Consider the following 13,882-nt stretch of genomic DNA (forward strand, 5'->3'; position numbering starts at 1 on the left):
AAGATCCATCTCTAATTCCAGATAATGATCTCTAAAAGTACTGTTTTGCTCAGAATCCAGCACTTCAAGGAGCGCATCCGCAGGATCTCCTTTAAAATCGCTGCTCATCTTATCAATCTCATCTAATAAAAATAGTGGATTTCTGGATTTAGCCTGCTTCATACCATAGATTATTCTCCCTGGTATTGATCCCACATAAGTTTTCCTGTGACCTCTTATTTCTGCTTCATCTCTCACTCCACCTAAGGACATCCTTACAAAATTTCTGTTCAGCGCTCTGGCTACGGACTTAGCAATAGAAGTTTTACCTACCCCAGGAGGACCTACCAGACATAAAATTGGACTTTTAAGGGAATTGCTTACCTTTCTTACTGATAAGTATTCAATTATCCTATCTTTAACATCTTTTAATCCATAATGATCAGCTTCTAACACTTCACGAGCTTTTTTTATGTCTAAATTATCTTTAGTTTCCTTATTCCATGGAAGCTCTATAAGCCAATCCAGGTATGTTTTAATTATCCCACCTTCTGCAGAATAAGCACCGCTGGACTTTAATCTTTCTAATTCATATAACGCTCTTTCTTTTACTTCTTTTGGCAGTTTTGCTTTATTAATTCTGGTTCTGTAGTTTTTTAATTCCTTCTGATCCTCGTCTTCTTCTCCCAACTCTTCCTGTATTGCCTTTAGCTGCTCCCTTAAATAATATTCCCTTTGGACTTTATCAATCTTCCTTTTTACTTTGGAGCCGATTTTTTTGTCTACCTTAAGGATTTCCATTTCTCTCAGAAGTATAACTAACAGCTTTTCTATTCTTTCTTCTACCTGAAGTGCTTCCAGGAGCTCCTGACGTGAGCTTTGAGTTAATATAAGGAAGGATGCTATTGTATCAGCTAATCTTCCGCCGTCTTCGATATCATCAACTTCAATCAAAGTTTCTATCTGAGGATTACCTGATAATGATACGAACTCTTCAAAGGTATCTTTAAGTCTCCTTATTAAAGCTTCGTACTTTATTGTAGGCTCTTCATCAGAAACTTCTTCAAGCTCGACTTTAACGTTAATAAATTTGTCAGTATCAACAAACTCATTGATTCTTCCTCTAGCCTTTCCTTCCACAAGAACTCTGACGGTATCTCCAGGAAGCTTTAACAGCTGTTTTATGGAACATACCGTACCTATATCGTATATATCTTCTTCTTTTGGCTCCTCAGTTTTCGCATCCTTTTGTGCAGATAAAAATATCTCAGCATTATTCAGCATAGCTTCCTCTAAGGCAGCTATGGATTTTTCTCTTCCGACATCAAAGTGTAAAACCATATAAGGGAATATTGTAATTCCCCTCAAAGGAATCAAAGGAAGAATTTTAATCTCTTTTTCCATATTTCTCCCCCTCTTTTTTACTATTTTTCACCAGCATATAATTTCATAAAGTGTATGTTAGACTAATTTAGTATACACATAATAATGGCAATTTTCAATATAAATGCTTATTATTATAATACATGAAAACACTAAACAATAATAGACTCTTATGCATTGTAATTAAAATTGTTATTATTATTTGTCTCACTGTTTAAAGAGCTGGCTGACAGTATATTTGGGGGAATCTCCTTATCACCTTCTATAGCTTCAGAATAGCTTGTCATTATAGATAACCTTACAGTCTCCCTGATATCCTCCACCGGTATTATATTTATATCTCCATCCATTTTAAAAGACTCTTCATAGTTTTCTTTAGGAATAATAACAGTGTTGGCACCGGCTTTTTTTGCTGCAGCAATCTTTGCTATTACACCACCTATAGGTTTAACACTTCCCTGAAGAGAAATTTCTCCTGTCATCGCTATTTTATTATTTATTGGTATCTTATTAACGGCACTATATATACTGCATGCGATAGCTATTCCTGCCGATGGACCATCTATTGGTATTCCACCTGGAAAATTCAAATGTATATCATATTCATCACAGTTTAAATTAAAACAGTTTTCTAAAACTGTAATAACATTTTCTACAGAGCAGTATACTGTGCTTTTTCTTTTTACTTTTCTGTTAGAGCTGCTTATTTCTTCCTCTTCTATTATTCCAGTAATCCTGAGTTCGCCTTTTCTATGTGAAATTCTTCTGGCACTGGCTTCTATTTCTAGTATGGTTCCCATATTAGCACCATAAACCGCAAGACCGTTAACAATGCCTATTTGCGGTTCTGAGGGTATTAGTTTTTCTAATCTTGGGCTATAGTAACCATTTTCAATGACCCATTCAACATCTTCAGTTATTATATTTTGTCTTTTTTCATTTATACTCATACCGGCACAAAGCTGTATAAGATTTACTACTTCCCTTCCATTACCGCAGTACTTACTTACTAAATCTAAGGCTTTACCCTCTATTATTAGTCCAACTTTTTTTACAGAGTTTTCAGCAATAGCTTTAATTTCTTCCTGCGTCAAAGCTCTAAAGAATATTTCAACACACCTTGACCTTATAGCCGGAGCTATTTCTTCCGGGCTTCTGGTAGTTGCTCCTATAAGCCTAAAATCAGCAGGTAGTCCGTTATCGAAAATTTCTTTTATATATGCAGGCATATTGGGATCCTCAGAGCTATAGTAAGAACTGTCTAAAAAAACCTTTCTATCCTCTAAAACCTTCAGAAGCTTATTCAGTTCAATGGGATGAAGCTCACCTATTTCATCAATGAATAATATACCTCCATGAGCCTTGGTAACTGCTCCAGGCTTAGGCTGGGGAATGCCGGCTATGCCTAAGGCTCCTGCCCCCTGATATATAGGATCATGCACAGAACCTATTAGAGGATCTGCTATACCTCTATCGTCAAATCTAACGGTGGTGGCATCAATTTCAACAAATTTGGCATTTTTATTAAAGGGAGAATTGGCAGATTTTTTAGCTTCCTCCAATACTAAACGAGCTGCTGCAGTTTTACCTATTCCTGGAGGTCCATATATTATAACGTGTTGAGGATTAGGTCCGCACAAAGCCGCTTTAAGTGCTAATATACCTTTTTCCTGCCCTATTACTTCACTAAGTGAAGAAGGTCTGCTTTTTTCAGTAAGAGGTTCCGTGAGTTTTATACTCCTTAGTTTTCTTAAATTCTCCATTTCCTTTTTATTTTCCCTGTCAATAACTACTTTATTGGATTGCTGAGTCTTAGAGACAGTTATTAAATTTATCCCTATAATTATGATAAAACCTAGTATTAATATCAATAGAAAATTAGTCATAACTGTATGCATTTATAATAAATGCAAGCCTCCCTTCATTAATGATTTCCATAATCCATATTATTAACAGGTTTCATGTATTATATTCCCTATAATTACATACAATAAATGATTTGAATGTCATAAAACAAAAACTGCTGACTTTTAATTAAAAGTCAGCAGTTTTATTTATGCACTTTCTATGCCTTTTTTCTTTTTGCTCTTTTTTGCTTTCAGCTGAGGTCGCTTTTCACCTTCAGTTGATATAACTTCCGGCTTCTTAGATGTTATTGTATCCTTATTCACAATGATTTTTACAATTTCTTCGTTAGAAGGAACCTCAAACATAATATCTCTCATTATATCTTCGATTATAGCCCTTAACCCTCTAGCACCGGTATTTCTTGCCAGAGCTTCATCCGCTATAGCTTCTAATGCTTCTACAGTGAATTCAAGCTCTACATTCTCAAGTTCAAATAACTTTTTATATTGTTTCACTAGAGCATTTTTAGGCTCGCTTAAAATATTAACCAATACGTCTCTGCCTAAGGACTCTAAAGTTACCACTATAGGAAGTCTTCCAACAAACTCTGGTATTAACCCAAACTTTAACAGATCTCCCGGCATGATTTCATTTAATATCTTACCTATATCTTTTTCATGTTTGGATTGAATCTCTGCACCAAAACCTATGGAGCTTTTTCTGGTTCTTCTTTCAATAATTTTATCAATTCCATCAAAAGCACCGCCGCAGATGAAAAGTATATTGGTGGTATTTATCTGTATAAATTCTTGATGAGGATGCTTTCTACCCCCTTGAGGAGGTACTGAAGCTGTAGTGCCTTCAAGAATTTTAAGAAGAGCTTGCTGTACGCCTTCTCCGGATACATCCCTTGTAATAGATGGATTTTCAGATTTTCTGGCTATCTTATCAATTTCATCTATATAAATAATCCCTTTTTCAGCTCTTTCCACGTCGTAATCAGCATTTTGTATAAGCTTTAAAAGAATATTTTCTACATCTTCACCTACATATCCCGCTTCAGTTAAAGTAGTAGCATCAGCAATAGCAAAGGGAACGTTTAAGAATTTTGCTAATGTTTGTGCTAAAAGAGTTTTACCTGAACCGGTAGGTCCTAACAAAAGGATATTGCTTTTCTGTAATTCTACATCTGATTCATCATCATTTGAGTTAATACGTTTGTAATGATTATAGACAGCTACTGCTAAGGATTTTTTTGCATTCTCCTGTCCTATAACGTATTGATCTAAGTATGTCTTTATTTCTGCAGGCTTCGGCAGCGTAGTTGAATCAAATTGTAAAGCTTCTTCAAATTCATCTGCTATAATCTCAGAACATAATTCAATACATTCATCACAAATATAAACCCCTGGGCCAGCAATTAATCTTCTAACCTGATCTTGATTTTTGCCACAGAAAGAACATTTAAGTTGCTTTTTATCGTCATATTTCGCCATTAAACACACCTCACTCAGGGTTTAGAATAAAATCTATTCAGATTTTTCATTAGGTTTTGCCACTGTATTCTTTTCAATAACAGAATCCACTAAGCCATATTCTTTAGCTTCTTCAGCAGTCATGAAGTAATCTCTTTCTACATCCCTGTTTATCTTCTCCAGTGGTACTCCTGTTTTTTCACTTAATATTCTATTAAGTGTTTCCTTAGTTCTTAATATCCTTTTTGCATGGATATCTATATCTGTTGCCTGACCTTGAAATCCTCCAAGAGGCTGGTGGATCATTATTTCACTGTTAGGCAGTGCATATCTTTTTCCTTTGGTTCCTGCTGCTAAAAGGAATGATCCCATAGAAGCAGCCATACCTATACATATAGTGCATACATCCGGCTTAATATACTGCATAGTATCATATATAGCCATTCCAGAAGTTATAGATCCTCCTGGGCTATTAATATAAATATATATATCCTTATCCGGATCTTCGCTCTCTAAAAATAATAATTGAGCTACTACTAAATTAGAAGTCACATCATTTATTTCTCCGCTGATCATTATTATTCTATCTTTTAATAATCTTGAGAATATATCATAAGATCTTTCTCCTCTATTAGTCTGCTCAATAACCATAGGTACTAAGCTCATAAAATTACCTCCTCAAATACTAATTAAATATAACATTTATATATCATACTTGGTAAAATAAATGTAATTATACTTAAATTATATATAATATATTCTATTTTGTTAATGGAATAACCATAAATTAATTGTAAAATAATTGCCAGAAAAGTTTCTGGCAATCACTATACTGAATATCTTACTCTATTATATTAGCATTTTCAACTAGCATTTTTATAGTTTTTTCTGTAACTACATCTAATTTTATAATTCTTTCTTGAGATTTTAATAAAAGCTCAGCCATTTTTTCAGGATCATCATTACCGTATTGCTTTGCTAATTCTAGAGCTTTTTCTTTAATCTCTTCATCGGAAGCTTCTATACTTTCTGATTTAGCAATTTTGTCTAGAACTAAGTCTGTTTTTACTTTTCTTTCAGCATTTTCTTTCATGTATTCTTTCATCTTTTCTTCAGTGTTGTTTGTAAACTGATAATAAGATTCCAGATCCAGACCCTGATATTGTAATCTTGCCTCTAAATCCTTAAGCATAGCATCAACTTCTTTATCCACCATAACCTGAGGAATCTCAACTTTTGCATTATCAACGGCTTTGTTTATTATGCTTTCTTCAAATTCACGTTTTGCTCTTAAATCATTAGATTCTTTCATCTTATTTGATATATCATTTTTTAATTCATCTAAGGTATCAAACTCTGAAACCTCCTGAGCAAACTCATCATCAAGCTCTGGAAGCTCCTTAACCTTTATTTCCTTTACAGTAACTTCAAAGGTTGCTGGTTTTCCGTTTAATTCCTCTTTTCCATAATTTTCAGGGAAGGTAACTGAAACATTTTTCATTTCATTAGCCTTTGCACCAATTAACTGATCTTCAAAGTCACCAATAAAAGTACCTGAACCTATTTCTAAAGGATAATCATGTCCTTCGCCACCTTCAAAAGCAACTCCGTCAACAAATCCTTTAAAATCTATTACAGCTATATTTCCTTTTTCTACTGCACCTTCGGATTTAACTTCTACCCTAGCATTCTTTTCCTGCATAGCTTTAAGCTGCTTTTCTATGTCTTCATCTGATACATCATAGGATACTTTGTTCACTTCAACATTTTTGTATTCTCCAAGCTCTACTTCAGGCATCACAACAACTTTAGCCTTATAAACAAAGTCCTTATCCTCATCAACTTCAACTATGTCTATCTCAGGATAATCCACAGGATGAATATCCTTTTCTGTTAAAGCTTCCGGATATGATTCTTCTATAGCAAAATTTATGGCATCTTCAAAAAGAACACCTGTACCATAATATTTTTTAACTATGTTCATTGGAACTTTACCTTTTCTAAATCCTGGCACATTAAAATTTCTTGCATTTTTATTGTATGACTTTTTTAATGCTTCACCAAATTTTTGTGCATCAACTGTTATTTCTAATTCAACGACATTCGTCTCTACCTTTTGCATTTTAACATTCATTACAAGACTCCTCCTAAATCCGTTAAGTTAATAAGTAATATAATTTACTAACTACGTTATTATATCACAATATTTGTTTTATTTTCAAATAGTATTAATACCTTTATACTAAATTGTTATACTGTTTTCCCTTCTGAGTCGATAATTATAGTTTCGCCGTCAATTATCACTTCTAATCCTTTGTTAGTAAGATTGCCAAATTTTATTTCGCTGCCTTTAATATTTTTTACATATCTGTGATTACCTGCTGTACTGTCCACCAGCCATACATATTTTTCCGTTTTAAACCACGGCATCTGGCTTACATAGGCTATGGTTTCTTCACTGACATATTTAGGACTGCTATGCCATTGAAACTGAGGATTCTGTGATAATTTTTTATCTTTATATATTTTAGACTTATTACGGGTTGTATAAACTTTGTAAGTTAAATCTTTAATTGAATTATCAATGGACAGTTCAATTAAATCCTGGGTAGTACCGTCTAAAATGATCATTTTTTTCCCTGATGGACTTATATCAAAGGAAGTTTTATCATTACCAGTAAGATATTTAAATTTAATGCTGCTATCATCCTGCTCATATACAGCTCTTGCGTTTGTACCGTCTGGGAGCTTTATTTCAAAGTACTTTTCTTCAGATTTTTTAGTATTATTTTCTTCCTCATTTTTAGCATCTTTATTTCCAGAAAGATTATTATTTTGCTCATTTGATGGCGGGTTTTGATTTTTTTCACTATCTTTATACTTGGCCTGAAGCTCTTTATAAAGCTGGCTGTTTGTAAAAAATTTGGAAACAGGACTCCAATATAACAAACTAAAAGTTGAAATAATTACGAGAAGAACCAGGAAAGCTATTCTCTTTCTCCTTTTCTTTTTTCTTCTTTCGTACTCCTTGCTGAAAATACTAGGCTTTCCCATGTTATAATTCCCTCCTAGTTTTTATTTTGCACTATTATATATTATAACGTAATCTTTATTAAATTAGTAACTCTTTTTGCAATAAAATAATTATTTAAAGTTATTTTAACAAAATTACATTATAAAATTCTTGCTAATTTAATTCACGTAATCTTTTCAAGAAACTTGATATTTTAAATTAATTGTTAAGGTAGTAATCATCAATTAATAAAATTATCTCTTTTGTTGTGATTTATTTTTGCAGCAGCATGATTTTGAATTTTTAGAACCACAGCAGCCATTACCATCTCTGCTTTTAGCGCAGCATCCTGCTTCATAATGCACATTTTCAGAATAATCCTCATATTCCGGAGAATCCTTTAGTAAGGATTTTTTATCTTCCATATAATATCACATCCTTTAATTTAATTTAACATATACTATACTGCCATACAACAATAAAATTAAACCAATAATAAACCCGTGCAATAACATTGATATTAAATATTATTACACGGGTATCATTATCTTATATGTAATTAATTAATATAGTTCATTGGATTAACCGCAGTGCCATTTATTCTAACTTCAAAGTGCAGGTGATCTCCTGTTCCAACTCCTGTATTACCCACAGTTGCAATGATCTGCCCCTGTGAAACCACTTGATTTTCTTTAACTAATAAAGAGTTTGCATGAGCATATAAGGTTTGTACACCATTTCCATGATTGATGATCACAACATTACCATACCCTCTCTGCACCCCTGCAAAGTCAACAACTCCAGCTTTAGATGCTTTTATAGGAGTACCTTTAGGTGAAGCTAAGTCTACACCTTTATGCATTCTCATTTCATTATATACAGGATGCATTCTCATTCCAAAAGGTGAAGTTAAAACACCGTTAGTAGGACGTAAAAATCCGCTGTTATTATTTTGGGGTATAGAAGGTCTTTGGCCTTTATTACTCTCCTGCTCATTTTTATTATTTAAATTCTTAATAAAATCGTCCATCTGCTTTTGTAGCTCATCATTTACATTATCAAGAGAAGCAATTTCTTTTTGCAGCTTTTTTTCTTCTGTTGTCAGCAGGGAATATTTAGTCTGTTTTTGATTTTCTAAATTTTTAAGCTCGTCCATTTTTACGTTGAGAGCCTGTTTCTCGCTGACTACTTGAGCCTTGCTTGCCAGAACAGTATTTTGATCTGCAGAAATCTGTACTTTCTTAGAATTTAAAGCTTCCATCTGCTTATTTAATAATTGATTGTCTCTATCTAATTCTTCTTTAATCTCTGTAACCTTATCTATGAGAGATTTATCTCTGCCTATTATTCTGCCTATTGAAGCAGCTTTTGCAATTAAATCTCCTAAATCAGCACTGTCTAAAAGAATAACTAAGAATTTATCATAAGGATTGTCTTTATACATGTTTCTTAGTCTTTTTCCCAGAAGTTCTTCCTTTTCCTTCTTTTCTATTTCTTTTTTCTCAATTTCTTTCTTTATTGTATCTATCTTATCCTCTGTGCTGTTTATGTCTCTTTGCACGATATCTATCTTACGCTGCAAGTCATTAATTTTGCCTTCTAAATCAGATATTTTGCTTTCCTGTGAAGCAATTTGAACCGCTTTGCTCTCAATATCCTTCATTAAAGAATTAATTTCTGTTTTTATAACTTTTTTATTGCTGCCTACTTCGCCTTTTTTTGTCTCTAATTCCTTTATTTTGTTCTTATTTTGGTTTATAGTATCCTGTCTATCCTCCACATAAGCTGGCGCAGCTTGTACAATATTTAGCTGTGTACATAATAATATCGAAGTTATCAATAATGATAATCTTTTTTTATTCATGATTAATTTCCCCTTATTTTAGACTTTAAATTTTGGATTTATTCCCCAAAACAATTATACAACATTTTTGGCTAATTAGTGAAGTTTTATAGAAATTAAATAAGATTTTAATAATTTATTTAAATTTTATGCACAATATTGGAATATACTGTATGTAAAATTAACATGTTATTGAACTTATTATAACAATTTCATATATTTTACCACTAATTTGTTTCCTGTTTTACTTTTTCTGCTTATTTATCATCAAAATATTTTAATAATCCTTAAAATATAAAAGATCTAAAGTTTTAGAAACCAGACTTTAGATCTTTTAATAGATTTTTTTTATATCAGAATGGTTCTATTTTCTTACCTCTTTTAAAGCTTTTGCTATATATCCGTTATTTTTGTCTAAAATTCTTTCAGCTTCCTCTTTGTCTAATCCGCTTTCAATCATAAATATAGCTAGTTTCACATTATAATTTGTTTCCTTAAGTAATGCTTCAGCTTTATTTTCGTCCACTTCAGAAGCAAGCATAACTATTCTCTTAGCTCTAACTCTTAATTTTTCATTAGTAGGCTGAACATCCACCATAAGATTTCCATAAACTTTTCCAAGTTTAATCATAGCACCGGTAGAAAGCATATTTAACACCATTTTTTGAGCTGTGCCTGATTTCATTCTTGTAGATCCCATAACCACTTCAGGACCAACCACTACGGAAATAGGACAATCAGCTATTTTTGCCATTTCACTTTCTTCATTCATAGTTACAGAAAGAACAGCTGCTCCAATTTCCTTTGCATATTCCATAGCTCCGATTACATATGGAGTCCTGCCTGAAGCTGCTATTCCGCAAACTATGTCATTTTCAGTAAGATTTTTTTCTATAAGATCATTTTTGCCTAACTCTCTATCGTCCTCTGCACCTTCTACAGCTTTAAATATAGCTGTACGTCCCCCTGCAATAATACCTTGTACTAATTCAAAATCTACTCCATATGTAGGTGGACATTCTGATGCATCAAGTATTCCTAGCCTTCCACTGGTGCCTGCACCGATGTAAATGAGTCTGCCTCCTTTTAAAAATCTATCTGCAATTATATCTACAGCTTTAGCAATATTTTCTTTTGCAGCTCCTATTGCCTCAGCCACCTTTTTATCTTCTTCATTAATCATTGTAATCATTTCTAAAGTGCTTACACTGTCAATATTCATTGTATTGGGGTTTCTTCCCTCGGTAGTTAATTTGGATAATCTTTCTATATTCATTAGAACCTCCGCTTTCAGTTTTTATTTTATAATATATTTTTAAACTTAAATTTGCTGCCGTCTTTTATATAATCAATGAGCATAAGTTCTTCCTGCACAACCTCTCCTACCACATTCACCCTAAAGTCCGCAGGAAGTTTTTTTCTGCATATTTGCAGTTCTCCGCTATACCTCTTATATCCTATATTATCAATAGTTATACTTCCTTTTTTCCTTTCTACCGTATTGCTGCAGGGGATTACGCCTTTTATATTTTCTCTTGAGGTTGTTGACCTTATTACATCTTCGGCTCCATCTGTCCTATTTTCATGCACCCCATCAAATATAATCTTCTTTTCCAACTCATCATTGGTAAAGGGTATAACCCTTAATTCTATTACATCTTTTTCTATATCTCCTACAGACTTCATTTCTTCATTGGAAGCTATAGCATCACCAAATATAATTGTATCACAGCCTAATAGAAAGAGATGCTTTGCAGAAGCCTCAGGAGAGATGAATCTATGGATTTCTAAAGTTGGAAGTCCTTCATATATTGGCCCCCTTCTCTTCTTTTGTGAGGGTATAAAACCAGATATCTTTATACCTTTTTCTTTTAGCATTTTATTTTTAGCTATTAAGGACTCAACGCTTATTCCTGTATTTAATCGGGGATAATAGTTGTGACATCCCTGAAGATTACTGAAATCAGCCTTTTCCTTAGATAAACTTTCTAATATCTCGGGAGTAATGGTGCTTGCATTTACCTCTATCATTAACCCCTCTTTGTTATTAGTAAAATCAGCGATTTCTTTTACTGAATATCCAAAATCTATTCTTAGTACATCTACACCTAAGTCCTTTATAGCTTTTAAATCATCCTGTCTTATATTTAAATATTTAAAAGCACGAGGAGATATGTCTACTATAAGGGTCATATTCAAAGATTTGCACAGGCTGGACATCTCTTTAAATTCATTTAAAGCCTTTTCATAATCCGCTTCAGGAATATGTAGAGAGGTAAAAACCTCTGTAAAACCTAATTGAGATGCGGTTTTTATATACTCAAGATTCTCTTCTAAACTATAATCCATTCCAGTAAAGACTGAAATACCTTTTTTCATAATTTACCTCCTGTGATTAAAATAATATTTAAAGAACAAATCTTCCCGCTAAATATAACCAATTATAAATTTACTACTTATTTTTTAATAAATCAATGGACAATCAGTTATTTTAAATCAGAAATCCTGTTCTTTATCTTATTAATGCTTGTATCAAATCTTACATTAAATAACTCTTTAAATATGACACTATGCCTGTTCATTTCATCCAAGCTGAATATGATTTCTTCTCTCTTCTTTTTTAGATATTTATCATTGTCCTCTTCAAATTTTATTCCAGATTTTATTTGAAGGCAAATTATGTCATATTGTTTTACCAATATATCCAGCTTATAATATATCTTAACCAATTCCAGCGTTTTTGACAATAATTTCATTTCCGATTCTGTTAATTCATTATTGTTTATTTTCAGCAGTTTTACATAATCATCATTCAGCCTATACAATTTTTTTTGGGTTTTAGAATTGATAATTATTGATTCCTTACCAATTTCATTGAAGGTGACCATTCCATTTGATACAACCGGATTTAACTTCTGAAAATCCTCTATTCCTGAATTTATGATTTTAACGGTCTTTTTTGAGTAATTCCAAACGTTATCTCTTATATCTGAAGGCTGGGATCTAATATCACAACCCATGTAAGATATAACCCACAGCAGAATTATTGCTAAAAACAAAAAAAACAGTATGGTCTTTATATTAATACTTTTATTCATAGCATCCTCCAGTAATTGATAGTAATTAATATGCTGTAAAAAATAAAATGAGAATACTTGAACAAAAGTTTCTAAAGAAACCCCCTAAAGATATTTTATTATTAAATTATATTTTTTAAAAAATTTTTGAACTTTTTATTGCAAACTTCGACTTTTGGTGTTAAAATAAATTCATACACAAGATAATTAATAAATTTGTTAACCCTTATAATATTTACCATAAATCAATTCCTTAATATTTACCAAAAGAGCCTCTTGCAAAAGAGGCTCTTTTACTTTTCAATCCATACTATATAGCAAAATAATTAAAAACAATAAAAAATAAGCCGCTTCCGGCTTATTTAAATCACATTAATTCCATAAAAAATTTCTGTCATTTCAATATCTAACTTCTTTATTATTTCTTCTCTTTCTTCTTTAGAGAGTTCTTCTTCCTTTAATTCAAATAAGTAGTTAGGGATATCTAACTCCTTTACCTTCATTTTAGTATGGAATATATTTGACTGATAAATATTCATATCTATTAAATTATACTTATCAATGGTATCTTCAGCTATAAAATTTTGGATTGAATTTATATCATGATCTATAAAGTGCTTTTTTCCGTCAATATCTCTTGTAAAACCCCTCACTCTGTAATCAATAGTGATTATATCCGAATCAAAAGATCCAATGAGATAATTTAAGGCTTTTAAAGGAGAAATAGTTCCGCAGGTGGAAACATCAATATCAACTCTGAAAGTACTTATATTATTTTGTGGATGACTTTCAGGATAAGTATGTACTGTAACATGACTTTTATCAAGATGAGCTACCACATTTTCTCTGGCAGGAGTTAAAATACCTCTGTTGCAGGAGGGATCTAGAACATAAAGAGGAACCTCCTCTTCGGATATCAGTAGAGTAACGCTTGCACCCTGAGGATCATAATCCTGCTTTGCAATATTCAAAACGCTGGCTCCTATTATTTCTGTTACATCAGTAAGTATTTTAGTTAATCTTTCAGAATTATACTGCTCATCTATATATTCTATATATTTTTGTCTGTCTTCCTCTGTTTTAGTATAACAAATATCATATATATTAAAGCTTAATGATTTTGTTAGATTGTTAAAACCATACAGTTTCAGCTTGTTATTATTTATATCATTTTCCAATTTCATTCCCCTTTTCTTACAACCTAAATAAACTTAAATAAAATTGTATAAAATTCACCTTTTTCGGTAAAGTTTTGCATAAAAAA

General features: G+C 32.2%; 12 protein-coding genes. All 12 read right to left on the reverse strand.

Going from position 1 to position 13,882, the window contains the following annotated elements:
- A partial coding sequence (locus tag TA89_RS07550; RefSeq protein ID WP_040212242.1) for an LON peptidase substrate-binding domain-containing protein occupies positions 1 to 1,383 on the reverse strand: 1,383 nt, incomplete at its 3' end.
- Positions 1,384 to 1,532: 149 nt separating this feature from the next.
- Entirely contained in the window at positions 1,533 to 3,248 is a 1,716-nt protein-coding gene (gene lonB / locus TA89_RS07555; RefSeq protein ID WP_040212294.1) for an ATP-dependent protease LonB, read from the reverse strand.
- Positions 3,249 to 3,416: 168 nt separating this feature from the next.
- Positions 3,417 to 4,706: an ATP-dependent Clp protease ATP-binding subunit ClpX gene (gene clpX / locus TA89_RS07560; protein WP_040212244.1), complete on the reverse strand. Its 1,290-nt coding sequence runs from the start codon at positions 4,704 to 4,706 to the stop codon at positions 3,417 to 3,419.
- 33 nt (positions 4,707 to 4,739) lie between these two features.
- On the reverse strand, positions 4,740 to 5,351 hold the full coding sequence (gene clpP / locus TA89_RS07565) for an ATP-dependent Clp endopeptidase proteolytic subunit ClpP (protein WP_040212245.1): 612 nt from the start codon (positions 5,349 to 5,351) through the stop codon (positions 4,740 to 4,742).
- 175 nt (positions 5,352 to 5,526) lie between these two features.
- Positions 5,527 to 6,819 carry a trigger factor gene (tig, locus tag TA89_RS07570; protein WP_040212246.1) on the reverse strand — a complete coding sequence of 431 codons (1,293 nt, stop codon included), beginning with the start codon at positions 6,817 to 6,819 and terminating at the stop codon, positions 5,527 to 5,529.
- 116 nt (positions 6,820 to 6,935) lie between these two features.
- Positions 6,936 to 7,739, reverse strand: a complete 804-nt coding sequence (locus TA89_RS07575; protein WP_040212248.1) for a hypothetical protein — start codon at positions 7,737 to 7,739, stop codon at positions 6,936 to 6,938.
- Between the two features lie 213 nt (positions 7,740 to 7,952).
- Positions 7,953 to 8,123, reverse strand: coding sequence for a hypothetical protein (locus TA89_RS18570; protein WP_187119278.1), 171 nt, complete (start codon positions 8,121 to 8,123; stop codon positions 7,953 to 7,955).
- Between the two features lie 134 nt (positions 8,124 to 8,257).
- The gene (locus TA89_RS17665; RefSeq protein WP_052447365.1) at positions 8,258 to 9,562 is read right to left on the reverse strand and encodes a murein hydrolase activator EnvC family protein; all 1,305 of its coding nucleotides are present in this window, start codon (positions 9,560 to 9,562) and stop codon (positions 8,258 to 8,260) included.
- A 343-nt stretch (positions 9,563 to 9,905) separates the two neighbouring features.
- Positions 9,906 to 10,817, reverse strand: a complete 912-nt coding sequence (gene murQ / locus TA89_RS07585) for an N-acetylmuramic acid 6-phosphate etherase (RefSeq protein ID WP_040212249.1) — start codon at positions 10,815 to 10,817, stop codon at positions 9,906 to 9,908.
- 26 nt (positions 10,818 to 10,843) lie between these two features.
- Positions 10,844 to 11,920, reverse strand: coding sequence for a DUF871 domain-containing protein (locus TA89_RS07590; protein WP_040212250.1), 1,077 nt, complete (start codon positions 11,918 to 11,920; stop codon positions 10,844 to 10,846).
- A 107-nt stretch (positions 11,921 to 12,027) separates the two neighbouring features.
- Entirely contained in the window at positions 12,028 to 12,639 is a 612-nt protein-coding gene (locus TA89_RS07595) for a hypothetical protein (protein ID WP_040212251.1), read from the reverse strand.
- A 341-nt stretch (positions 12,640 to 12,980) separates the two neighbouring features.
- Entirely contained in the window at positions 12,981 to 13,784 is an 804-nt protein-coding gene (gene speD, locus TA89_RS07600) for an adenosylmethionine decarboxylase (protein WP_242850104.1), read from the reverse strand.
- Positions 13,785 to 13,882: the final 98 nt, after the last annotated feature.

Source organism: Clostridium polynesiense, from assembly GCF_000820705.1.
Lineage (GTDB): Bacteria > Bacillota > Clostridia > Clostridiales > Clostridiaceae > Clostridium_AA > Clostridium_AA polynesiense.